Genomic DNA, 22,042 nt, shown 5'->3' on the forward strand with positions numbered 1-22,042 from the left:
GCCGCGGCCGGACGACAATCGGCAAACACGCCCGTCAAGGTGTGTCGCGGTGGCAAGATGTCACGGACCGCATAGGCGTTCGATGGGGTTAGGGGAGCGGACCAGGTGGAGGACCACAAGATCGTCCAGCGGAACATCGCGCTGCAGAGGGAGTGGTACGGGGAGCCGCTCGGCGATCGCGTGCGGAGACTGGTCGTCGCGTTCGACATCTCCCAGGCCTTCCTCGCCGAGGTCCTCGGGATCAGCGCGCCCATGCTCAGCCAGGTGATGAGCGGCCGCCGCGCGAAGATCGGCAACCCGGTCGTACTCGCCAAGATGATCATGCTGGAGCGCAAGGTGCTGGTCCCGGCGGTCGCCGCGGGCGACCGCAAGGCCATGCAGGAGGCACTCGAGGACGTCCGCGACTCGCGGCCGACGGTGGGCCGCGACAGCATCCCGGTCGGCGCCGTCGCCGACGACCAGGGTGTGCTCGTCGCACTGCGGGACATCGGCGAGGACGAAGACCTCAACGAAGCCGCGAAGGTGCTCGACGACGATTTCCCCGCTCTGGCTGACCTGCTGCGCCGGGCGGCCAAGAACTCCTGATGAACCTCTTCAGCGCCCTGGTCCCGCCGGACGACGTCCTCGACGAGATCGCCACGGCGCTGGGCACTCCCGAAGACGGCGATCTGCGCTGGTCACGGCGGGAACACTGGCATGTCACCCTCGGTTTCCACGGCGAGGACGACGCTGAAGAACGAGGCGATTGGCTGGCCGGACGGCTGGCGGGGGCGTCCGCGATCGACGTCTCCCTGGAAAAGGCCGCGACATTCCCCGGGGTGCTGTGGTTGAGTGTTCTCGGAACCGGGCTCCACGAGCTGGCCAAGCAGGCCGGCGCGGAGAACGAAGGCAGGCCGTACGTGGCCCACCTGACACTGGCCCGCTTCCCCCGCGACCGGCCCGAAGCCGCGAGCGCGTGGGTGGAGCGGCTGGCCGGGTTCACCAGCAGAACTTGGACGGCCACCGAAGCCGTGCTGATCCGCAGTGACCGTGAGCAGGACGTTTCGCACTACCGGGTGATCCGGTCGTACGAGTTGGCCGACGCCCGCGCCTGAAGCCGCTGATCACGAGACTGGTAACCTCGATGATTGGGTCCGGCTGCAGTCCGTGGCGGCCGTGACCGTCTCACCCGGCGTGAAGACATCGTCCGGGCCGCACGGCACAGAATATCTAGGAGCACCACTGTGGCTTTGTCCACCGAAGAGAAGAAGTCGATCCTTGCCGAGTACGGCGTGCACGACTCGGACACCGGATCCCCCGAGGCCCAGGTCGCGCTGCTGACCAAGCGCATCGTCGGCCTCACCGAGCACCTCAAGGCTCACAAGCACGACCACCACTCCCGTCGCGGGCTTCTGCTGCTGGTCGGCCGCCGCCGCCGGCTGCTGAACTACGTGATGAAGGTGGACATCGAGCGTTACCGTGCGCTGATCCAGCGTCTCGGCCTCCGCCGATAGCTTGAACCCGAGGGGGAGTGACCACAGCGGTCGCTCCCCCTCGGTCTAAGAACACAGGCGCGAGCGCGCACGAGGAACCGTCCGCCGGTCCTCGGTAGTGGTTCCCGGGCAACGGCCCGGGGGCTTCGATCGAAGACCGGCCTCACTCCTCGAGCGTCCGCAGGCGAAACAGGTCCCAGGGTGGGAGACTCGCGCCGTTACAGAGGATCAAAAGAGGAGATACACCCTATGACCGACTCCACCGGAGTCACCGTGCACGAAACCGAAGCCGTGATCGACAACGGCCGTTTCGGCACCCGCACCGTCCGCTTCGAGACCGGCCGCCTGGCCCGTCAGGCGGCCGGCGCCGTCGTCGCGTACCTCGACGAAGAGACCATGCTGCTCTCGGCGACCACCGCGTCGAAGCACCCGAAGGACCACTTCGACTTCTTCCCGCTGACCGTGGACGTCGAGGAGCGGATGTACGCCGCCGGACGCATCCCCGGCGCGTTCTTCCGTCGTGAAGGCCGTCCGTCGACCGACGCGATCCTGACCTGCCGCCTGATCGACCGGCCGCTGCGCCCGTCGTTCACCGACGGTCTCCGCAACGAGATCCAGGTCGTCATCACCGTCCAGAGCCTCAACCCGGACGACCCGTACGACGTGCTCGCGATCAACGCGGCTTCGGCCTCGACCCAGATCGCCGGCCTGCCGTTCTCGGGCCCGGTCGGCGGCGTCCGCGTCGCGCTGATCGAGGGCCAGTGGGTCGCGTTCCCGACCTGGAAGCAGCTCGAGGACGCCACCTTCAACATGGTGGTCGCCGGCCGCATCGTCGGTGACGACGTCGCGATCATGATGGTCGAGGCCGAGGCCACCGACAAGACGCTCGACCTGATCGCCGACGGCGGCAAGTCGCCGGACGAGATCGCCGTCGCCGAGGGCCTCGAGGCCTCGAAGCCGTTCATCAAGGTGCTGTGCGAGGCCCAGCAGCAGCTGGCCGACGTCGCCGCCAAGCCGACCGGTGAGTTCCCCGTCTTCCTCGCCTTCGAGCAGGACGCGTTCGACGCCGTCGCCGCCATCGCGACCGACGACCTCGCCAACGCCCTGACCATCGCGGGCAAGCAGGACCGTGACAACGCGACCGACCAGGTCAAAGCCGCGGTGCTGGAGAAGATCGGCCTGGGCGAGGGCGAAGCCTTCCAGGGCCGCGAGAAGGAGATCGGCGCGGCGTTCAAGGCCCTGTCGAAGAAGATCATGCGCAAGCGCGTCCTCACGGACAAGATCCGCATGGACGGCCGCGGCCTGACCGACATCCGGTCGCTCGCCGCCGAGGTCGCCGTGATCCCGCGGGCGCACGGTTCCGCCCTCTTTGAGCGTGGGGAAACGCAGATCCTGGGCGTCACCACGCTGAACATGCTCCGCATGGAGCAGCAGATCGACTCGCTCTCCCCGGAGACGCACAAGCGGTACCTGCACCACTACAACTTCCCGCCGTTCTCCACCGGCGAGACCGGCCGCGTCGGTTCGCCGAAGCGGCGCGAGATCGGCCACGGCATGCTCGCCGAGCGCGCCCTGGTCCCGGTCCTGCCGAAGCGGGACGAGTTCCCGTACGCGATCCGCCAGGTCTCCGAGGCGCTGGGCTCCAACGGCTCCACCTCGATGGGCTCGGTCTGCGCGTCGACCATGGGTCTGCTGAACGCGGGTGTCCCGCTGAAGGCGCCGGTCGCCGGTATCGCCATGGGCCTCATCTCCGACGAGGTCGACGGTGAGACCCGCTACGTCGCGCTGACCGACATCCTCGGTGCCGAAGACGCCATGGGCGACATGGACTTCAAGGTCGCCGGCACCAAGGACATCATCACCGCGCTGCAGCTCGACACGAAGCTCGACGGCATCCCGTCGGAGGTCCTCGCGGCCGCGCTGAAGCAGGCGAAGGACGCTCGCCTCACCATCCTGGAGGTCATCGCCGAGGCGATCGACGGCCCGGACGAGATGAGCCCGTTCGCACCGCGCGTCACCAGCGTGAAGATCCCGGTGGACAAGATCGGCGAGGTCATCGGCCCGAAGGGCAAGATGATCAACTCGATCACCGAGGAGACCGGCGCCGACATCTCCATCGAGGACGACGGCACGATCTACGTGGGCGCGGCCGACGGCCCGTCGGCGGAGGCGGCGATCGACCTGATCAACGCCATCGCCAACCCGCAGCTGCCCAAGGTCGGCGAGCGCTTCCTCGGCACCGTGGTGAAGACGGCCGCGTTCGGCGCGTTCGTCTCGCTGCTGCCGGGCAAGGACGGCCTGGTGCACATCTCCAAGCTGGGCAACGGCAAGCGGATCGCCAAGGTCGAAGACGTGGTCAACGTGGGCGACAAGCTCCGCGTCGAGATCGCCGACATCGACAACCGCGGCAAGATCAGCCTGATCGTGGTCCAGGAAGAAGACGCGGCGGACGCCAAGCCCGCCGAGGACGACAAGGCCGACGCTCCGAAGGCCGACGCGTAGCAGTTCCGGCAAGACCGGTGTGAAACGTCATGAAAGGGTCGTTCGGGACATTTTCGTCCTGAACGACCCTTTCCTGACATGTGAGTAAGGGATCCGTTGGCACGTCAGATCTCCGGGCACGAACAGCCCGTCGGCAGCACCCGCACGCTGGAGTCCACTTCGGACGGTGCGGTGGTCAAGCGCAGTGTGCTCGCCGGGGGGCTCCGGGTCATCACCGAGCACGTTCCCGCCTCCCGGTCGGCGACGGTCGGACTGTGGGTCGGCGTCGGATCGCGCGACGAGCCGTCGTCGGTCGAAGGCGCCGCGCACTACCTCGAACACCTGCTGTTCAAGGGCACCACGAACCGCGACGCCACCCAGATCGCCGAGGAGATCGACGCGGTCGGCGGGGAGTTCAACGCGTTCACCGCGAAGGAGCACACCTGCTACTACGCGCAGGTGCTCGACGAAGACCTGCCGCTCGCGATGGACCTCGTCACCGACGTCGTGTTCGAGGCCCTGTGCACGGACAAGGACGTCGAGACCGAGCGCAGTGTCGTGCTCGAAGAGATCTCGATGCGCGACGACGATCCCGAAGACCTGCTGCACGAGACGTTCGTCGGCGCGATCCTGGGCGATCACGCGCTCGGCCGTCCGGTGCTCGGCAGCGAGAAGTCCATCATCGAGATGTCCGCGTCGGCGCTGCGCGGCTTCTACCGGCGCCGCTACACACTGCCGCGGATGGTGCTCGCCGTCGCCGGGAACATCGAGCACGGCCAGGTGCTTCGCCTGGTGCGCAAGGCTTTGCGCAACCGGCTGACCGGGACCGCGACGCCCGTGGCGCCGCGCGGCGGGCGGGCGCGGATCGCGATGGTGCCGAAACTCGCGCTGCACACCGACGACACCGAGCAGGCGCACGTGATGCTCGGCCTGCGTTCGCTGTCACGGCACGACGACCGGCGGTTCGCGCAGTCGGTGCTCAACGCCGCCCTCGGCGGCGGGATGAGTTCGCGCCTGTTCCAGGAGGTCCGCGAGAAGCGCGGGCTGGCGTACCAGGTGTACTCGTCCGTCGCGAGCTACGCCGACGCCGGGCACATGGCCGTGTACGCGGGCTGCCAGCCGGAGAAGCTCGGCGAGGTCGCCGGCGTGATCCGCGAGGTGCTCGAACTCGTCGGCAAGGACGGGCTGAGCGAAGCCGAGGTCGCGCGCGCGAAGGGGCAGTTGCGGGGCGGACTCGTGCTCGGCCTGGAGGACACCTCTTCGCGGATGTCGCGCATCGGCAAGAACGAACTGAACTACGGCCGGTACCTCGGCGTCGACGACACGGTGGCGCGGATCGACGCCGTCACCACCGAAGAGGTCTGTGCGCTCGCTCGCACTCTGCTGCACCGCCCTGGTGGCGTGACGGCGGCGGCGGTGGTCGGGCCGTACGCTCACGCCGACGACCTTCCGGACGATCTGCACGAGGTGATCGCATCATGACCGCTGGAATTCGCGTCGGCGTGCTGGGCGCACGCGGCCGGATGGGCCAGGAAGTGGTCGGCGCCGTCAACGGCGCCGCCGACATGGAACTCGTCGCCGCGCTCGACGCCGGTGACGACTTCTCGGCGCTCAAGCAGGCACAGGTCGTCGTCGACTTCACTCATCCCGACGCGGTGATGGACAACCTGGAGTTCCTGACCGGCAACGGGATCCACGCGGTCGTCGGCACCACCGGCTTCAGCGACGACAGGCTGGAGAAGCTGCGTACGTGGCTCGCCGCCGACCCGTCGCTTGGCGTGCTCATCGCGCCGAACTTCGCCCTCGGCGCGGTGCTGGCGATGCGGTTCGCCCAGCAGGCGGCGCGGTTCTACAACTCGGCCGAGGTCATCGAACTGCACCACAACCGCAAGGCCGACGCGCCTTCCGGCACCGCCGCGCACACCGCGCGGCTGATCGGCGAGGCCCGTGCCGCGGCCGGTCTCGAACCGGGCGAAGACGCGACGACGTCCGAAGTGGACGGTGCCCGCGGCGCGCTCGTCGAGAACGTCCGCGTGCACTCCGTCCGGTTGCCCGGGCTGGTGGCGCACGAGGAGATCCTGTTCGGCGGCGAGGGGGAGACCCTCACCATCCGGCACGATTCGCTGCACCGCACCTCGTTCATGCCGGGTGTGCTGCTCGGCGTGCGCTCGGTGCTCACGCGACCCGGCCTGACGGTCGGTCTCGAGAACATCCTCGACCTGTGAGGGCCCGCAATTTCGCGCTGGTGATGACGGCGGCGCTCGCGGTCTACGTCGTCCTGCTGGCCGGCCGGGGCATCGCGTTGCTGCGCACCGGCGAGACGGTGCCGGTGATCTTCGGCATCGGCGTCCTGCTGCTGCCGCTGCTCGGGATCTGGATCATCGTGACCACCTGGCGCTCCGGTGTCCAGATCCAGCGGCTTTCGCGGCGGCTGGACGAAGAAGGCGGCCTGCCCGACGTGTCCGACCTGCCCCGTCGTCCCTCGGGCCGGGTGGATCGCGACGCCGCGGACTCCTGGTTCGACGAGCGCCGGGCCGAAGTCGAGGCGGACCAGGAGAACTGGCGCGTCTGGTACCGGCTGGCCTACGCCTACGAGATCGCCGGAGACCGGAAACGAGCCCGGGAGACCATGCGTCGCGCCGTGGAACTGGAAGCGACCTCGCGCTAACCCCCCCCACGCAATTAGTCACCTACTTGCGGGGTTTCCTTACGCAAGTAGGTGACTAATTGCGGGGTTGTCAGTAGTGGAACCACCCGGCGAACAGGGCGGGGGAGGCGGCCAGCAGGCTGAACCGCAGCCAGCGGCCCAGGAAACCGGTGGCCAGGAAGCTCGCCAGCGGCATCCGCACCAGCCCCGCGAGCACGCTCGTGGCCATGTACGGCGGCAGGCCGACGACCGAACTCACCCCGTACGTGCCCGCCATCCAGTGCGGATGCCGGTGGCAGCGTTCGCGAAGGGCGTCGAGCCGGGCGCGCATCTTCTTGGTGCGCGCCTGCCATCTTTCCCGGCGCGGCGTGGGCGGCCGCTCCCGGTGGAGGCGGTCGTGCAGGGGTTTCGGCAGCTTGATCGTGCCCTTCGCGGCGAGGTAGTAGAGCGTCTTCCCGGCGACCTGACCGGCCGCGACGACGGCACCGAGCAGTAGCCACGGCAGCGTCGGCTGGCTCGCGCACAGGCCGATGAGGAACATCTCGATGCTGAAGATGGGAATGATCGCCGAGCCGAAGGCGACGCCGAACGACAGGAGCAACCAGCCCACCATCGTTGCCTCCCCGTTATCTTCGTCTTCTCCAAGCTATCAGCTGAAAACCAGGACGCACTGGGGATAGCCCCCGTTCCCGGTTTCGGGGCCGCACCAGAAGATCACCTGTTCGTCGGTTCACGGCCACCTGCCGCTGCCATGCTGGAGCCGTGGCCGACGTGCACGACGCGGTCCGCGGCAAAGGTTTCGCGGATCGCTTCGCCGACTTCTGCGCGGCCGTGGTCCGGCGCCTCCCCTTCGGGCTTTCCCGGCTGGTGGCGCCGAGTTTCCTCGGTTTCGCGCTCATCAACGGGTTCACCTTCGGGGTCGACCTGCTCCTGCTGACCCTGCTCCGCGGCTGGCTCGGCCTGCCGGTGTGGCTGGCGATCACGCTCGCGTACGGGGTCGCGTTCGGGCTGAGCTTCGTGCTGAACCGCAGCATGAATTTCCGCTCGCACGCGCCCGTGGGCAGGCAAGCGGTGCTGTACGTCGTCGCGATCGTCATCAACTACGTGGCGTTCCTGCTCGGCGTCGGCGCGGGACTTGCCGCGTTGGGCGTCGACTATCGCCTCTCCCGGCTGATCGCCGGGGCGTGCGAAGGCGTCTTCATGTACTCGGTGATGCGATGGGTCGTGTTCGCGAAGTCAGGGAGTGAGCTCGAGGGCGAGGGTGCCGGTGAGCCGGACTTCGCGCACGTTCGTGCTTCCGGTGTCGAGGATGCGGACGGTTCCGTCCGGGGACCAGCCCGCGCGGCGGAAGAAGCCCAGTGACGCGTGATCGGTCTGGGCGACCCAGCTGATCCCGCGCGTGGCGCCGTCCTCACGCAGCCAGGTGGACGCGTTCGCGAGCAGCCGTCCCGCGTGCCCGCGCCGTCCCCAGCGCGGCTCGACGAGCAGCGAGGCGACGAGCCCGGTCGTCGAAGCGTCGTCGGGCAACGATCCGTCAGCGGCGGCCACTTCGCTCTCCGGCGCCCTGCCCGCGACACAGAAGCCGACAGTGAACTCGCCTTCGGTGGCCAGGAACACGCGAGTACCCGGGTACTCGATCGTCTCTGCCCAGGTCTTTTCGAGCTCCACGACGTCGAGCTCGGCGACGGCTGCTTCGCCGAGCAGTTCCGTGTAGGCGCTTCGCCAGGTGTCGCGCTGGATGCGGGCGATCTCGGGAGCGTCGGACACGACGGCGGGACGGACTTCGGCGGCGGCCATGCAGGGAAACTTACTGGGTCGCCGGAAACTGTCGGTGGCGGATGGCACCATTCCGACGATGAGCACTACGACCATCAGCGGACCGGTCGCGCGCCGGATCGCCCTGGCCGCACAAGGGTTCGCCGACGCGCGGCCCAGCGGCGCGGTGACCAGGCGGCATCTGCAACGCGTGCTGTCGCGAACCCAGTTGCTACAGCTGGATTCGGTGAACGTCGCGGTCCGCGCGCACTACATGCCGATCTTCTCGCGTCTCGGCGCGTACGAGCCCACACTGGTGGACGACGCGGCCTGGTCCCATTCCGCGCGCAAACCCCGGCTGCTGGTCGAATCGTGGGCGCACGAGGCGAGCCTGCTGCCGGTGGAGGACTGGCCGCTGCTGCGGTCCGGGGCGAAGCGCATGGGCTGGTGGACGAACTACGCGCGCGTGCTGGAGCAGACACCGCAGCTGGTGGACGACATCCTCGCCGTGGTGAAGGAGCAGGGGCCGATCGGCGCGGGCGGCATCGAGCGCGCCCTGGAAAGCGACTCGGGTGGCTACAAACCCGGCTCGTGGTGGGAACGCTCGGAGGTCAAGAAGGCCTGCGAGTGGCTCTTCGGCATGGGGCAGCTGACCACCGGCACGCGCCGGTCGTTCGAGCGGCTGTACGACCTGACCGAACGCGTCGTGCCGCCGGAGATCCTGTCGCGCCGGGTGAGCCCGGACGAGGGCGCCCGCGAGCTGATCACCCGGGCGGCCGTCGCGCTGGGCATCGGCACCGAACCGGACCTGCGGGACTACTACCGCCTCGGCCCCGACGTCAGCAAGCGGGCGGTGGCCGAACTGGTCGAGGCGGGCGTGCTGGAACCGGTGACCGTGGACGGCTGGCCCGCACCGGCGTATCGGCACTTCATGGCGAAGGCGCCTCGTACGGTCACCGGCCGCGCGCTGCTGTCGCCGTTCGACCCGCTGATCTGGGAACGCGCCCGTACCGAGCGCATCTTCGACTTCTTCTACCGCATCGAGATCTACGTCCCCGAGCCGAAGCGGATCTACGGTTACTACGTCTTCCCGTTCCTGCTGGACGGCGAACTCGTCGGCCGCGTCGACCTCAAATGCGATCGGGCCGCCGGGGTGCTTCGCGTCCAGGGCGCCTTCGCCGAGCCCGGGGTGGACGTCGCGCGGGTCGCGAGTGAGCTGGCCGGGGAGCTGCGGCTGATGGCGGAATGGCAGGGGTTGGACGGGGTCGTCGTGGGGGAGCGAGGTGACCTCGCTCCGGTGCTGGCGCAACTGGTGCGCTGACGGGCTTCGCTACCTCATGGTCTCGGGATCCGGCCCCTGACTGCGAAAGCTTCTTTCACAACGCCGTCGCCGCGAAACGGCAAAGGTCTCGTTGGTCGTGGGTGGCGATGCGGCGGCTGCCAGGTCCGTTGATGAAGGAATTGGGACACCGAAGGATGCCGTTGGCGAATTCGTGGCCACGCGAAGCTCTCCTGGCGTGCTGCTGGGGAGCACACGCGTGATTGGACGGCGGTCACGTGTGACTGGATGGAGAACTCGGCCGCGATCGGACTGGGCCGCGTGATCTCCCTAAGAACACGCGACGACCCGGAGGGCCCTTTCGCTTGGCCACGAATTCGCCAACAGCATCACTGAAGGTCCAGTTCCTTCATCAACGCGAGCCTCAGACCCGGCACCTACAGCTCACGAAACTAAGTAGCGAAGGCATGATGGTCGGATGCGGCCGATCCTGTTCCTCGACGTCGATGGGCCACTGAACCCTTTCGCCGCCAAGCCGAAGCCACAGGGATTCGTTGAGCACAAGTTCAAGCTCCGGGGCTGGAGCCGACGGCATCCGCTGCGGATGTGGCTCAACCCCGGTCATGGCCCGGCCCTGCTCGAAGCGGCCGGAGACGCGGAGCTGGTCTGGGCGACGACCTGGGGGCATCAGGCCAATACCTTGGTGGGACCGGCCATCGGCCTGCCGATGCTGCCCGCCGTCGATTGCTCGAACGTCGACAGCAGCTGGAAGTTCGACGCCGTCGCCCGGTACGCCGGGCAGCGGCCCCTCATCTGGCTCGACGATGACTTCGATCTGTACCCCGCCGCCCGGGACACGTTCCTGGCCCGCCGAGCGGGCAAGGTCACCGACCTGGTGCGGGTCGATCCGCACACCGGGATCACCGACACCCATCTGTCGGCAGTGCGCGAGTACCTGAAGAAATGAGCAAGGGACCTTTGCTCCCACCCCCGTGGAAAAGTGAGAGCAAAGGTCCCTTGATCCCCCCCGCGGTCCGCGGCCTCACCTGGCCGCGCTGGTCACCACCGCGTCGCCGGTCCCGGTCCGCGCCCGCACCTTCAGTGAGACCTCGGAAAGGGCGCTCTCCGCGACATCCAGCTCGCTCGACACCGAGCCGGTCGTCGAGGACAGGTCGATCTCGGCGGCGACACCGCCGCGGATCCCGACCCGGACCTCGCCCGATCCGGTGGTCAGCTCCAGCGATCCGGAGGCGGCGTCGGCCACCGAGAGGTCGCCGCTGCCGGTGCGCGCCAGGACTTCGCCTTCGACCTCGCCGAGCCAGACGTTGCCGGTGCCGGTCGCGACCGTGGCCGAACCGCTCACCGAGGACGCCTCGACGTGGCCGCTGCCGGTGCGCAGTTGCAGACCGGACAGGGTCGGTCCGAGTTTGATGTCGCCGGTGCCGGTGCGCACGATCGCCGAACCGTCCGCCCGCTCCAGCCCGACATCGCCGGAGCCGGTCAGGATGTCGGCCCGCCCCGCGGAGCCGGTCACGGTGACGGCGGCCGCCCCGGCCCGCACCTCCAGGTGCGAACCGGCGGGTGCCCTGACGGTCACGGCGAGCGGGACGTTCTTCAGCTGCCAGGCCTTCGGTGCGTGGACGACCAGCCGGTTGCCGACCTTCTCGATCCGCGTCTGCGCCACGGCGTCGCCCGCCGACGCTCCCTGCGGGCCGCCGAGCTGGTCGCCGAAGCGTTCCCCGACCCAGCTGAGCAGGCTCGTCATCCCGTCGACCCACGGCTGCTGTTCACCGCCGTCGCGGCGGACCTCGGCGTGGATACCGCTCTCGCCGGTCAGGTCGATGGTCACCCGGCCGATGGCCACGCTCACGTCGATCTCGATGGGGCCGTCGGCGTCGAAGTCCTCGACGCGCACGGCCTCTTCACCGGTGGGAATGTTTTCCTCGGTCATTTCGTCCCCCTCAGCCCTGGACCCAGCCGTGCAGGTGCGAACCGGCACCGCCGCCCGGCTTCTGCTTGTACTGCCAGTGCTCGCTGCCGCTCTTGCCCAGCGCGCCCTGGACGGCCTGCGAGACGAACGTGTTCAGCGAAACGCCCTGAGAGGCGGCCGCGGCTTCGGCCTGGCCCTTGACCTGCTCGAACAGGCGTAGCGTGATTCGTGTGATGTCGCCCGTGTCCACCTTGGGGGCGCGCGGAGCCTCTCGCGGCGTCTCGTGGCGGGGTGCGGACTGCTCGGTGCTCTCGCCGGAGCCGGTGACGACGACACGCACGTCGCGGCCATCGAGCCGGACGTCGACGACGTGCCCCGGCAGCGCCGAGGTCACTTCGGCGGCCAGGTCCGCGAGGGCGTTCATGATGGTCAGTCGGGCGGCGGGCTCCAGTGCCGACGACAACAGCGCGGCAGCGCGCCGCGTCTGCTCGTCGCCGGCCGAAGCCGTGTTCGCGAGGTCTTCGCGAAGGCTTGTGATGTACGGCGTCAGATCCATGACACCACTATGACGTCACTTGTGATGTCAGTCAAGGAGCCGATGACGTCACCGTGATGTCGCCGGGGTGTCGGAGACGGCTGCGGTTACGCTGCCCGGAGTCGTGGAGCAGGGGTCGAAAGGGAGTGCGAACGTGGCCGAGACCGTGTCACCCAAGGTTCAACTGATCGCGAAGACGGAGTTCTTCCCGCCGTCGGACGTACCGTGGTCGACCGATGCCGACGGTGGTGAGGCGCTGGCCGAATTCGCGGGCCGGGCCTGCTACCAGTCCTGGAAGAAGCCGAACCCGAAGACGGCCACCAACGCCGGCTACCTCGAGCACATCATCGACGTCGGCCACCTGTCGGTGCTGGAGCACGGGTCCGTCAGCTTCTACATCACCGGGATCTCCCGGTCGCTGACGCACGAGCTGATCCGTCACCGGCACTTCTCCTACTCGCAGCTTTCGCAGCGCTACGTCCCGGAGCGCGACGCCGCGTTCGTCGAGCCCGACGTCATCGCGCAGGACCCGGAGCTGCACGCGAAGTTCCTCGCCGCCTCGCAGGCCGCCGTCGACGCCTACACCGAGCTGCTCGCCGGGCTCGAAGAGAAGTTCGCCGACGTGCCGAGCGCGACCCTGCGCCGCAAGCAGGCCCGCCAGGCCGCCCGCGCCGTGCTGCCGAACGCGACCGAGACCCGCATCGTGGTCACCGGCAACTACCGCGCCTGGCGCCACTTCATCGCGATGCGCGCCACCGAGCACGCCGACGTCGAGATCCGTGCCCTGGCCATCGACTGCCTGCGCGAGCTGCAGAAGGCCTCGGGCAACGTGTTCGCGGACTTCACCATCTCCGCGCTGCCCGACGGCACCGAGGTCGCGTCCAGCCCGAAGGTTCTCGAGGGCTGATGCGACGTCTCGCGATCGACGTCCGGCCCGGCGAGTACGCGGTCGCCCGCCTCGCCCCGGACGCGCCGGTTCCGGCGAACCTGCTCGACCCCGGCGAGCCCATGCTGATCTCCATCACTCGGACGCCGGAGGAGCTGTCGGTGATCTGCCCGGCCGGTCTCGCACCGGCCGGGGCCACCGTCGAGGACGGCTGGCGATGGCTGTCGGTCCGCGGGCCGCTGGCCTTCACGCTGACCGGCATCATCGCGGCGCTGTCGAGCGAGCTGGCCGCCGCCGGGGTGGCGCTGTTCTCGATGTCCACTTTCGACACCGACCACGTGCTGGTCCGGGCTCCCGAGCTGGAGCGCGCGGTGAAGGCGCTCCGGGAGTCCGGGCACGAGGTCACGGTCTGATTCTCCGCGGTAGGAAGAAGGAACCTTTCGGAGCGCGAACGGGTCCGAGTTAGCATCCTGCGCGAACCGAAGGAGCGCCGAAACCTTGACCGACGAAAAGACCCGTCCGTACGGGCCGCCGCCCCAGCAGACGTACCAGGCCACCGGCGCGCGGATCGTCGCCGGCCGTTACGCCCTGCTGGGCGAGCTCGGCCGCGGCGGGATGGGGATCGTCTGGCGTGCCCAGGACCAGGTGATCGGCCGTCAGGTGGCGATCAAGGAGCTGAAGTTCCCGGACGCCCCCGAGGACGCCTCGGTGCTGTCCGAGCGGATGCTGCGTGAGGTCCGCGCCGCCGGGCGGCTCAATGATCCGGCCGTGGTCACCGTGTACGACGTCGTCAACGAGGGCGGCGCCACGTACATCGTGATGGAGCTGGTCGAGGCGCCGACACTGGCCGATCTCGTGCGTGAGCGCGGACCCATGCCGGCACAGCAGGTCGCCCAGGTGGGGGAGCGGGTGCTGTCCGCGCTCCGGGCGGCGCACGCCGCCGGCATCGTGCACCGTGACGTCAAACCCGCGAACATCATGGTCGCGCCGGACGGCCGGGTGAAGCTGACCGACTTCGGCATCGCGCATGCCACCGACGACCCGCGCCTGACCACCAGCGGCATGATCGTCGGCTCGCCCGCGTTCATGGCGCCGGAGCGGGTCGAAGGCCGCGACGCGATGCCCGAATCCGACCTCTGGTCGCTGGGCACGACGCTGTTCTTCGCCGCTGAAGGCATCGTCGCGTTCGAACGGTCGACCACGGCGGCCACGCTGCACGCGATCATGACCGAGGCGCCCTACCTGACCCGGGTCCAGGGCCCGCTGGCCGCCGCGATCCTCGGCCTGCTGGTCACCAAGCCCGAAGCGCGGATGTCGTACGACCAGGTGCGCAGCCTGTTCGCGGCCGCGCAGGGAGTGCAGGCCCAGCCGACGCCGCCCTCCGGCGGCACCGCGATGATGCAGCCCGGCCAGCCGATGACCCGGCTCGCGCCCGCGCCAGCCAAACGCAACCTGCGTCCACTCTGGCTCAGCCTGGCCGCGGTCGCCGTGATCGGCGCCCTGGTCGGCGGGATCTTCCTCGGCCGCTGGATGGCCACGCCGGAAGGGAACAACCAGGCGCAGCCCACCCTGACCTACGGCATCAACGGCCAGGTCAAGATCGAACGCTCGCTCAGCGACTGCTACAACGTGCCGCTCAAAGAGAGCATCAACCTGAGCAACGGAACCAGCTGCGGGGACGACCACCTGCTCGAGGTCTTCGCCAAGGGAAGCCTGCTCGACGTCGAGTCCTCGTCCGATGAAGACGCCCAGGAAGCCGTATATCCGGGCGCCGAAGCGGTCAACCGGATCGCCGAGACGCTGTGCTCGGTGACGTTCAATTCGAACGTCGTCCCGGCGGAGCAGCGGTCGACCTTGACCTGGCGTCCGGTCGTCCCGACCGAAGCCGAGTGGAAGCGGCCGCTCAACGAGGAGGACCGGAACTACTCCCGCGGGTTCCTCTGCCTGCTCGCCAAGGTCGACGGCAGCCAGATCCCGAAGCAGATCACGACCAAGGTCAAATAGGTCACAGAGAGTTTGCGCCGAGTTCGCCTTCGCCACGGAAAATCTACCGTATTTCCGGGAACGACCACGTCGGCAAGGGGTTCGACGGCCTCAGGAGGTACCTTCACACCATGTCCACTCCACCTACCGCAACCCCGGGAAGACCGTTCGGGCGCGTGCTCACCGCGATGGCCACCCCCTTCGACGCCGACGGCGCGCTGGACCTGAAGCGGGCGCAGGAGCTGGCCGAACACCTCGTGGAACTGGGCAACGACGGTCTCGTCGTCAACGGTACGACCGGGGAGAGCCCCACCACGACCGACGCCGAAAAGGTCGAGCTGATCCGCGCGGTCGTCGAGGCCGTGGGTGATCGCGCGACCATCGTCGCGGGCGCGGGCACGAACAACACCGCGCACAGCATCGAGCAGGCGAAGCAGGCCGAAGCGGCAGGCGCGCACGGCATCCTCGTCGTCACGCCGTACTACTCCCGCCCCAGCCAAGCCGGGCTCTACGCGCACTTCACCATGGTCGCCGACGCGACCGGCCTGCCGGTGATGCTCTACGACATCCCGCCGCGGTCGATCGTCCCGATCGAGGTCGACACGCTGCTGCGGCTGTCGGAGCACCCGCGCATCCTCGCGGTCAAGGACGCCAAGGGTGACCTGATCGCCGGCTCCGAGGTCATCGCGAACTCGCCGCTCGCCTACTACTCCGGTGACGACGGCCTCAACCTGCCGTGGATCTCCGTCGGCGGCGCGGGCGTGGTCAGCGTGATCGGGCACGTCGCGGCGGGCCGCATCCGCGGCATGATGGACGCCTACGAATCCGGCGACACCTCCACCGCGCGCACCAACCACCGCGGCATGCTGCCCGTCCTGCGGGCGATGTCCCGCGTCGGCGGCGTCGCGTTCTCGAAGGCGGCCCTGCGGCTTCGCGGGTTCGACATCGGTGACCCGCGACTTCCGATCGTCCCCCCGAACGAAGAGCAGCTCCAGGCGATTTCCGCCGATCTCGCCCAGGGTGGCGTGCCGCTCGGTGAAAGCGCCGCCAGTGACTGGCATGGTGCTCGGGTGGCACAAGCAGATTCAGCGGCGGCCTATACGGCGCCGACCTCACATACCAGCGTTGGGACCATGCCTCGGTGACTTCATTGCCAACCGGACCCGGACCGACCACCCCGCCGCCCGCGCTGCCCGAAGGCGCCTTGCGCGTCGTGGCGCTCGGCGGGATCGGCGAAGTCGGCCGCAACATGACCGTCTTCGAGTTCGGCGGCCGTCTGCTGATCGTCGACTGCGGTGTTCTCTTCCCCGAAGACGACCAGCCCGGCGTCGACCTGATCCTGCCCGACTTCCGTGCGATCGAAGACCGCCTCGAGGACATCGACGGCCTCGTCCTCACCCACGGGCACGAGGACCACATCGGTGCCGTCCCGTTCCTGCTGCGGCTCTTCCCGGACCTGAAGATCTACGGTTCGCGGTTCACGAACGCGCTGCTCGCGGCCAAGGCCAAGGAACACCGCCAGCGGCCGAACCTGATCGAGGTCCGCGAGGGGGAGCGCCGCACGGTCGGCGCCTTCGACCTCGAGTTCTTCGCGGTCAACCACTCGATCCCGGACGCGCTCGCGGTGGCCATCCGCACGCCCGCGGGGGTCGTACTGCACACCGGTGACATCAAGCTCGACCAGCTCCCGCTCGACGGCAGGCTGACCGACCTCGCCGGGTTCTCCCGGCTCGGCGACGAGGGCGTGGACCTGTTCTGCGTCGACTCGACCAACGCCGAGGTGCCCGGATTCGTCATGCCGGAACGCGACATCGGCCCGGTGCTCGACGACGTCGTCCGCAAGGTCGGCCAGCGCGTCATCGTCGCCTGCTTCGCGAGCCACGTGCACCGCGTCCAGCAGGTGCTCGACGCCGCCGTGCGGCACGGCCGCCGGGTCGCCTTCGTCGGCCGGTCGATGGTCCGGAACATGGGCATCGCCGCCGACCTCGGCCTGCTGAACGTGCCCGACGGCCTGCTGGTCAACCTGGACCAGGCCAGCGACCTGCCCGAGAGCAAGGTGCTGTTCGTGTCGACCGGTTCGCAGGGCGAGCCGCTGTCGGCGCTGTCGCGGATGGCGCGCGGCGAGCACCGGCAGATCTCGATCCGCGCCGGCGACACCGTCGTGCTCGCCAGTTCGATGATCCCGGGCAACGAGACCGCGGTCTTCGGCGTCGTCAACGGCCTCACCCGGCTCGGCGCGAACGTCGTCCACCAGGGCAACGCCAAGGTGCACGTGTCCGGGCACGCGTCGGCGGGCGAGCTGCTGTACCTGTACAACGCGGTCCGCCCCAGCAACGTCATGCCGGTGCACGGCGAGTGGAAGCACCTGCGTGCCAACGGCGAACTGGCCGTGCGCACCGGCGTCGCCCCGGAGAACGTGGTCATCGCCGAGGACGGTGTCGTGGTCGACCTCGTCGACGGCAAGGCCACGCGGACCGGCCGGGTCGAGGTCGGGCACGTGTACGTCGACGGCCTCTCGGTCGGCGACGTCGGTGAGTCGACCTTGTCCGACAGGCTCGTGCTCGGCGAAGGCGGGTTCATCGCCATCACGGTCGCCGTGGACACCAGCACCGGTCGCCCGGTCACCAAGCCGACGGTGTCCGGGCGCGGGTTCTCCGACGATCCGAAGGCGCTCGACGCCGTGCTGCCGATGGTGGAGATGGAACTCGCCAGGACCGAGGCCGAGGGCATCACCGACACGCACCGCATCGCGCAGGCCGTGCGCCGCGTCGTCGGCCGCTGGGTCGCCGACACCTACCGGCGCCGTCCGATGATCGTGCCGACGGTCATCCCGGTCTAGCCCCGACGCAGTCCAAGTACATGAAGGCCCCCTTCCTTGCGCCAGGCGCAAGGAAGGGGGCCTTCATGTACTTGGGACCACGCGCATAATCACCGCATGATGATGGTGGGGGTGCATGTCGTGGCGGCGCTGGCAGGCGTCGCACTGGGGGTCGGTGCGGTCTACGTCGCCCGGATGGTCATCGAAGGCGTTCGCCGCGACCGGCGGGAACGGCCCGCACAGATCGCCGTCGGTCTCTGGCAGGAGCGCTGGGAACGTGCTGCCGGAAAGCTGGAGAGCGAGGACGCCGCGGTGCGTCTCGAAGGCTTCGCGGAACTGGAGCAGTACGGGCGAGAAGACGCCGACGCTCACGAAGACATCATCGAGCTGACCTGCACTTACCTGCGCAGGCCGTTCCGATTCCCGGTCGAAGACGAGGAAGAGTTCGCGATCCGCCTCGCCGCGCAGGGCCTCCTCACCCGGCGTCTCCGGCGGTCCGGGGGCCTCGAATCCAGGGAAGTCGAGGAGCTGGACCTTCGGGACGCGGTCCTCGTCGAGCCGGACTTCGCGGACTGTGACCTCACCGGAGCCGACTTCCGCGACGGCGTGATCGTCGGCGGGAACTTCCGGCGTGCCCGGTTCTGGCGCTACGCGAACTTCGACAGGACGTGGTTCACCGGCGTCGCCGACTTCCGCGCGGCGGTCTTCCCGGCGCACGTCAGCTTCAGCGGCGCGATGTTCACCGGGACAGCAATCTTCGCCGAGGCCGAGTTCGAAGGCCGCGTGGACTTCGCCGACGCGCGGGTGGAGGAGCCGGACGCGGCACATTCGTGGCCGTCCCCCTGGTACGTCTGGGCGGCTTCGCCGGTCGCGCACGGGCGGCTCGTGCCGCGCAAGGACAAGCGCTAGCGGGCCGTCGCCGCCATCAGCAGGGCGAAGGCGACCGTGATCAGTTGACCGAAGAGGGCGTTGCGGGCTTTGCGCTGTTCGGCGCGAGTGGGCCGGTTCATCACGGATTCCCCCGGTTTCGAGTGTTTTCCTTACGGGGCAAGTGTTCCGCGATCCGCTCCCGGGCACCTCCCGCCTCAGGAGGGTTCGAATACGCCGCAGGTCGCAGCCTTCCCCTAGGGGTGGGGGCGGCGTACCCTCGGACGCCACCCAGCCCCCATACCGGGAGAGCCGATGGGACGTCATGCCACCGCTCGGACCCGAAGACGGATGCTGCTCCCCCTGCTGGCCCTCGCGCTGGTGGCCGTGCTCGGCGCGGCCACCTGGGTGGCCCTGGCCATGGCGCGTTCCGAGCCCGAATGCGAGCCGACGCGGGTGGTCGTCGCCGCGTCGCCCGACATCGCTCCCGCCGTCACCGCGACTGCTCGCGACCTCCGACTCGCCTGTGTCGCTTTCGACGTCCAGCCCAGGGAATCCCTCCAGATGGCGGAGGAACTGTCCGGAACCGCGCCCCGGCCTCAGGCCTGGATCCCGTCCTCGACGCTGTTCCTGCGCCGTGCCAAAGGAGTCCCCGAATCCGGGCCGTCGGTGGCCAGCTCGCCGGTGGTGCTCGCGGTCGCGGAACCGGTCGCGAGACGGCTCGGCTGGCCGCACAAGCCACTGACCTGGCTGGACGTCCTCGGCAGCGCCGGAATCGACGGAATCGTCGCCGGAATGCCGGATCCCGCGCGTGACCCCGTCGGTGTCTCCGCGTTGCAGGCTCTCCGCGATGTCGCGAAGAGCGCCCCGGATCCCGCCGGCGCGTACGTGGCCCTGCTCCGGAAGTTTTCCGCCGACCCAGCCGACACGACGGTGACGGTGCTCCCCGCGTCGGAAAACGCGGTGCTACGGCACAATTCCGAGCTTTCCGGGGGCGAGGCCGCGCTGGTGGCCGCGTACTCACCCGCGTCCCCGTCGCTCGACTACCCGTTCGTCGAGATCGCGGGCGCGACCCAGGAAGAGGGTGAGGCGGTCGCGGAACTGAAGCGGGCCTTGCTGAACGGCGCCGCGACCAGCACGCGGCCGGGACTCCGCGCCCCGGGCGGGCAGGCGTTGCGGCTGACCGAAACCGATCAGCGCGTTTCGGCGCAAGGGCAGCGCAGCGCCGAAATCCCGGCCGCCGCCGAGGTCGACAAAGCGCTCAGCCAGTGGGCCGGGGTGAACGCGAGCGCCCGGGTCCAGGTGCTCATCGACGTCTCCGGTTCGATGAGCGCACCGGTCCCCGGCACCGGCAAATCCCGCCTGCGGATCACGCTGGAGGCGGCGGAGAACGCCCTGCACTTGTTCAAACCCGCCTCACAGGTCCGTTTCCTGGCTTTCGCGACCAAAGTGGACGGTGAGCGTGATTACCGGGAGATCCTCCCGATGGCGCCGGTCGGGCAGCAGCTGGCCGCGGTGGACCGGTTGCGCGCGGTCCGCGCCGTTCCGGACGGGCAGACCGGGCTCTACGACAGTGTCCTCGACGTCTATCGACACGCGCGCGAGGAATGGGCGCCCGGGAAACTGAACCTCGTCATCGTGATGACCGATGGCCGCAACACCGACCCCGGCGGCATCAGCCGGGAGAACCTGGTGGCGGAGCTGGGAAAGCTGCGAGACCCGGGCCGCCCGATGCCGTTGATCGGCATCGGGATCGGCCCGGACGCCGACGGTGCCGAACTCGGGCAGCTCGTCGCGCCGGTCGACGGCCAGGCTTTCCTCAGCCGCGATCCCGCGAAGATCGGAGAGGTGTTTTACGGGGCTCTCGGCCGGATCGCCGGCGCTGGATGAAGTAGACGCCGAGGATCACCGCCAGGCTGATCAGGCTCAGGGACAACTGGGCGCGGGTGTCGGCGTCGACGAACAGCATCGACGCGACCACGGCCAGCGTCCCGGCGAGGGTGAGCCAGCTCAGCCCCGGGTAGCCCCACATGCGCAGCTTCAGCCGTTCCGGCGCCTCTGCCTCCAGACGGCGCCGCATCCGCAGCTGCGAGCCGGCGATGATCGCGTAGACGAACAACGCGACAGCGCCGGCCGAGTTGATGATGAAGTAGAAGATCTTGTCCGGAGAAACGAAGTTCATCACCACGGCGACGTAACCGACCGAAGTGGACACCAGGATCGCCTTCCACGGCACGCCGCGTCGGTTCGTGTCCGCGATCCACCTCGGCGCCCAGCCGTTGCCGTGCAACGCGAACAGCATGCGCGAAGCGGTGTACAGCCCGGAATTCAGCACCGACAGCACGGCCGTCAGCACCACCGCGCTGACCACGGTTTCGGCGGCGGGGATGCCGAACCGGCCGAACGCGGCGGCGAACGGGCTCGTCGTGGTCGGGATGTCGCGCCAGCCGGTGATCATCACCAGCAGCGTCACCGATCCGACGTAGAACAAGATGACCCGCCAGACGATCGACGAGGTCGCCTTGCGCACGGCGGCTTCGGGCTCCCGCGCTTCGGCGGCGGCGATGGTGACGATCTCCGCGCCGAAGTAGGAGAAGATCACGATCACCACGCCGTGCACCACCGAGAACGGGCCGTTGGCGAGGAAGCCGTCCTGCGCGATGTTGCCGACCGAGAACGATCCGCCGGGCCAGGCCCCGAGCACGAATAGGACACCCACCACGAGGAACACCACGATCGTGGCGATCTTGACCGACGCGAGCCAGAACTCCGTCTCCCCGAACGAACGGGCCGAGGCGAGGTTGGTCGCGGTCAGCAGCAGCATCAGCACGAGCGAGAAGATCCATTGCGGTACAACGGGAATCCAGGTCTGGAGGATCTTCGCTCCGGCGACGGCCTCGAACGCGACCACGCCGACCCAGAAGTACCAGTACAGCCAGCCGACGGTGAAGCCAGCCCAGCCGCCGAGCGAGGTCCGCGCGTATTCCATGAAGGAACCCTGTGACGGCGCGGCCGTCGCCATTTCGCCGAGCATCCGCATCACCAGCACGACGATCAGGCCGCCGATGGCGTAGGAGAGGACGGCCGCCGGGCCGACGGTGTGGATGACCGCGCCGCTGCCGATGAACAGGCTCGCGCCGATGATGCCGCCGAGCGCGATCATCCGGACGTGGCGTTGCCGCAGGTCCGGGCGCAGGCCCGTCCGCTCGGTGGTCCGGTCCGGGGTGGTTTCTGCGCCCATTCGCGGTTACCTCCTGACGCCGTGGCGGTGAATCGCGGGATTGTCGCACCGCAAGAGTCGGAGGAAAAGTGTTTGCGCAACCCCCGGTGAACAGGCCGATGCGGGCTCTGCGAACCTAGGCACCTCCACCGCGCGTTCCGAGGAGCAC

The 22,042-nt window shown here is 68.9% G+C and carries 21 protein-coding genes and 1 pseudogene; 17 read left to right on the forward strand and 5 right to left on the reverse strand.

Features of this window, described 5'->3' with window-relative positions; genetic code table 11:
• Positions 1 to 105 precede the first annotated feature (105 nt).
• The 7 genes from ACLARN_RS13140 to ACLARN_RS13170 all read left to right on the forward strand — a co-directional run bounded on the left by ACLARN_RS13140 (position 106) and on the right by ACLARN_RS13170 (position 6,621).
• Positions 106 to 585 carry an XRE family transcriptional regulator gene (locus ACLARN_RS13140; protein ID WP_409491648.1) on the forward strand — a complete coding sequence of 160 codons (480 nt, stop codon included), beginning with the start codon at positions 106 to 108 and terminating at the stop codon, positions 583 to 585.
• A complete protein-coding gene (gene thpR, locus ACLARN_RS13145; RefSeq protein ID WP_409491649.1) occupies positions 585 to 1,094 on the forward strand; it encodes an RNA 2',3'-cyclic phosphodiesterase in 510 nt (169 codons plus the stop codon). Before ACLARN_RS13140 ends, thpR begins: the two co-directional genes overlap by 1 nt.
• A 129-nt stretch (positions 1,095 to 1,223) precedes the next feature.
• Positions 1,224 to 1,493, forward strand: coding sequence for a 30S ribosomal protein S15 (gene rpsO / locus ACLARN_RS13150; RefSeq protein ID WP_003084034.1), 270 nt, complete (start codon positions 1,224 to 1,226; stop codon positions 1,491 to 1,493).
• A gap of 228 nt (positions 1,494 to 1,721) precedes the next feature.
• A complete protein-coding gene (locus ACLARN_RS13155; protein WP_409491650.1) occupies positions 1,722 to 3,974 on the forward strand; it encodes a polyribonucleotide nucleotidyltransferase in 2,253 nt (750 codons plus the stop codon).
• Between the two features lie 96 nt (positions 3,975 to 4,070).
• Positions 4,071 to 5,435 carry a M16 family metallopeptidase gene (locus ACLARN_RS13160; protein ID WP_409491651.1) on the forward strand — a complete coding sequence of 455 codons (1,365 nt, stop codon included), beginning with the start codon at positions 4,071 to 4,073 and terminating at the stop codon, positions 5,433 to 5,435.
• The gene (gene dapB, locus ACLARN_RS13165; protein WP_409491652.1) at positions 5,432 to 6,178 is read left to right on the forward strand and encodes a 4-hydroxy-tetrahydrodipicolinate reductase; all 747 of its coding nucleotides are present in this window, start codon (positions 5,432 to 5,434) and stop codon (positions 6,176 to 6,178) included. The genes ACLARN_RS13160 and dapB overlap by 4 nt, the downstream gene beginning before the upstream one ends.
• A complete protein-coding gene (locus ACLARN_RS13170) occupies positions 6,175 to 6,621 on the forward strand; it encodes a tetratricopeptide repeat protein (protein ID WP_409491653.1) in 447 nt (148 codons plus the stop codon). Before dapB ends, ACLARN_RS13170 begins: the two co-directional genes overlap by 4 nt.
• Before the next feature lie 70 nt (positions 6,622 to 6,691).
• On the opposite strand, the gene ACLARN_RS13175 is transcribed toward ACLARN_RS13170, so the two are convergent.
• Positions 6,692 to 7,213, reverse strand: a complete 522-nt coding sequence (locus ACLARN_RS13175; protein ID WP_409491654.1) for a YqaA family protein — start codon at positions 7,211 to 7,213, stop codon at positions 6,692 to 6,694.
• Between the two features lie 254 nt (positions 7,214 to 7,467).
• Here ACLARN_RS13175 and ACLARN_RS13180 point away from each other — a divergent pair.
• A pseudogene (locus ACLARN_RS13180) lies at positions 7,468 to 7,770 on the forward strand (GtrA family protein); the annotation flags it as partial.
• Positions 7,771 to 7,836: 66 nt separating this feature from the next.
• Here the strand turns inward: ACLARN_RS13180 and ACLARN_RS13185 are convergent.
• The gene (locus ACLARN_RS13185) at positions 7,837 to 8,397 is read right to left on the reverse strand and encodes an N-acetyltransferase family protein (RefSeq protein WP_409491655.1); all 561 of its coding nucleotides are present in this window, start codon (positions 8,395 to 8,397) and stop codon (positions 7,837 to 7,839) included.
• A gap of 58 nt (positions 8,398 to 8,455) precedes the next feature.
• Between ACLARN_RS13185 and ACLARN_RS13190 the strand changes: the two genes are divergently transcribed.
• Positions 8,456 to 9,676, forward strand: a complete 1,221-nt coding sequence (locus ACLARN_RS13190) for a winged helix-turn-helix domain-containing protein (RefSeq protein ID WP_409491656.1) — start codon at positions 8,456 to 8,458, stop codon at positions 9,674 to 9,676.
• A 436-nt stretch (positions 9,677 to 10,112) separates the two neighbouring features.
• Entirely contained in the window at positions 10,113 to 10,601 is a 489-nt protein-coding gene (locus ACLARN_RS13195; protein WP_409491657.1) for an HAD domain-containing protein, read from the forward strand.
• Between the two features lie 75 nt (positions 10,602 to 10,676).
• Here ACLARN_RS13195 and ACLARN_RS13200 read toward each other — a convergent pair whose 3' ends face one another.
• On the reverse strand, positions 10,677 to 11,585 hold the full coding sequence (locus tag ACLARN_RS13200) for a DUF4097 family beta strand repeat-containing protein (protein ID WP_409491658.1): 909 nt from the start codon (positions 11,583 to 11,585) through the stop codon (positions 10,677 to 10,679).
• A 10-nt stretch (positions 11,586 to 11,595) separates the two neighbouring features.
• Positions 11,596 to 12,120, reverse strand: a complete 525-nt coding sequence (locus tag ACLARN_RS13205; protein WP_409491659.1) for a toxin-antitoxin system HicB family antitoxin — start codon at positions 12,118 to 12,120, stop codon at positions 11,596 to 11,598.
• 133 nt (positions 12,121 to 12,253) lie between these two features.
• Between ACLARN_RS13205 and thyX the strand changes: the two genes are divergently transcribed.
• From thyX to ACLARN_RS13240, 7 genes are all read left to right on the forward strand, one after another.
• On the forward strand, positions 12,254 to 13,006 hold the full coding sequence (thyX, locus tag ACLARN_RS13210; RefSeq protein WP_005156312.1) for an FAD-dependent thymidylate synthase: 753 nt from the start codon (positions 12,254 to 12,256) through the stop codon (positions 13,004 to 13,006).
• Positions 13,006 to 13,398 carry an ACT domain-containing protein gene (locus ACLARN_RS13215; protein WP_409491660.1) on the forward strand — a complete coding sequence of 131 codons (393 nt, stop codon included), beginning with the start codon at positions 13,006 to 13,008 and terminating at the stop codon, positions 13,396 to 13,398. Before thyX ends, ACLARN_RS13215 begins: the two co-directional genes overlap by 1 nt.
• A gap of 85 nt (positions 13,399 to 13,483) precedes the next feature.
• Positions 13,484 to 14,989, forward strand: a complete 1,506-nt coding sequence (locus ACLARN_RS13220; protein WP_409491661.1) for a serine/threonine-protein kinase — start codon at positions 13,484 to 13,486, stop codon at positions 14,987 to 14,989.
• A 110-nt stretch (positions 14,990 to 15,099) separates the two neighbouring features.
• Complete coding sequence (gene dapA / locus ACLARN_RS13225; protein ID WP_409491662.1) at positions 15,100 to 16,113, forward strand: 4-hydroxy-tetrahydrodipicolinate synthase; 1,014 nt, start codon at positions 15,100 to 15,102, stop codon at positions 16,111 to 16,113.
• On the forward strand, positions 16,110 to 17,807 hold the full coding sequence (locus ACLARN_RS13230) for a ribonuclease J (protein WP_409491663.1): 1,698 nt from the start codon (positions 16,110 to 16,112) through the stop codon (positions 17,805 to 17,807). Before dapA ends, ACLARN_RS13230 begins: the two co-directional genes overlap by 4 nt.
• Positions 17,808 to 17,903: 96 nt before the next feature.
• Positions 17,904 to 18,695 (forward strand): pentapeptide repeat-containing protein, encoded by a 792-nt coding sequence (locus tag ACLARN_RS13235; protein WP_409491664.1) that lies wholly within the window; start codon positions 17,904 to 17,906, stop codon positions 18,693 to 18,695.
• Between the two features lie 273 nt (positions 18,696 to 18,968).
• Positions 18,969 to 20,543 (forward strand): substrate-binding domain-containing protein, encoded by a 1,575-nt coding sequence (locus tag ACLARN_RS13240; RefSeq protein WP_409491665.1) that lies wholly within the window; start codon positions 18,969 to 18,971, stop codon positions 20,541 to 20,543.
• Here ACLARN_RS13240 and ACLARN_RS13245 read toward each other — a convergent pair.
• Positions 20,473 to 21,894 carry an amino acid permease gene (locus tag ACLARN_RS13245; protein WP_409491666.1) on the reverse strand — a complete coding sequence of 474 codons (1,422 nt, stop codon included), beginning with the start codon at positions 21,892 to 21,894 and terminating at the stop codon, positions 20,473 to 20,475. The two genes, ACLARN_RS13240 and ACLARN_RS13245, sit on opposite strands and share 71 nt — an antisense overlap.
• Positions 21,895 to 22,042: the final 148 nt, after the last annotated feature.

The organism is Amycolatopsis sp. cmx-11-12, assembly GCF_046269425.1.
Taxonomy (GTDB): Bacteria; Actinomycetota; Actinomycetes; order Mycobacteriales; family Pseudonocardiaceae; genus Amycolatopsis.

Excerpts from the sequence above, each read along its gene's own strand:
- thpR (WP_409491649.1), top strand. The coding sequence starts at position 585 with ATGAACCTCTTCAGCGCCCTGGTCCCGCCGGACGACGTCCTCGACGAG.
- ACLARN_RS13155 (WP_409491650.1), top strand. The coding sequence starts at position 1,722 with ATGACCGACTCCACCGGAGTCACCGTGCACGAAACCGAAGCCGTGATC.
- dapB (WP_409491652.1), top strand. The coding sequence starts at position 5,432 with ATGACCGCTGGAATTCGCGTCGGCGTGCTGGGCGCACGCGGCCGGATG.
- ACLARN_RS13175 (WP_409491654.1), bottom strand. The coding sequence starts at position 7,213 with ATGGTGGGCTGGTTGCTCCTGTCGTTCGGCGTCGCCTTCGGCTCGGCG.
- ACLARN_RS13185 (WP_409491655.1), bottom strand. The coding sequence starts at position 8,397 with ATGGCCGCCGCCGAAGTCCGTCCCGCCGTCGTGTCCGACGCTCCCGAG.
- ACLARN_RS13190 (WP_409491656.1), top strand. The coding sequence starts at position 8,456 with ATGAGCACTACGACCATCAGCGGACCGGTCGCGCGCCGGATCGCCCTG.
- ACLARN_RS13195 (WP_409491657.1), top strand. The coding sequence starts at position 10,113 with ATGCGGCCGATCCTGTTCCTCGACGTCGATGGGCCACTGAACCCTTTC.
- ACLARN_RS13200 (WP_409491658.1), bottom strand. The coding sequence starts at position 11,585 with ATGACCGAGGAAAACATTCCCACCGGTGAAGAGGCCGTGCGCGTCGAG.
- ACLARN_RS13205 (WP_409491659.1), bottom strand. The coding sequence starts at position 12,120 with ATGGATCTGACGCCGTACATCACAAGCCTTCGCGAAGACCTCGCGAAC.
- ACLARN_RS13215 (WP_409491660.1), top strand. The coding sequence starts at position 13,006 with ATGCGACGTCTCGCGATCGACGTCCGGCCCGGCGAGTACGCGGTCGCC.
- dapA (WP_409491662.1), top strand. The coding sequence starts at position 15,100 with ATGTCCACTCCACCTACCGCAACCCCGGGAAGACCGTTCGGGCGCGTG.
- ACLARN_RS13235 (WP_409491664.1), top strand. The coding sequence starts at position 17,904 with ATGATGATGGTGGGGGTGCATGTCGTGGCGGCGCTGGCAGGCGTCGCA.
- ACLARN_RS13240 (WP_409491665.1), top strand. The coding sequence starts at position 18,969 with ATGGGACGTCATGCCACCGCTCGGACCCGAAGACGGATGCTGCTCCCC.
- ACLARN_RS13245 (WP_409491666.1), bottom strand. The coding sequence starts at position 21,894 with ATGGGCGCAGAAACCACCCCGGACCGGACCACCGAGCGGACGGGCCTG.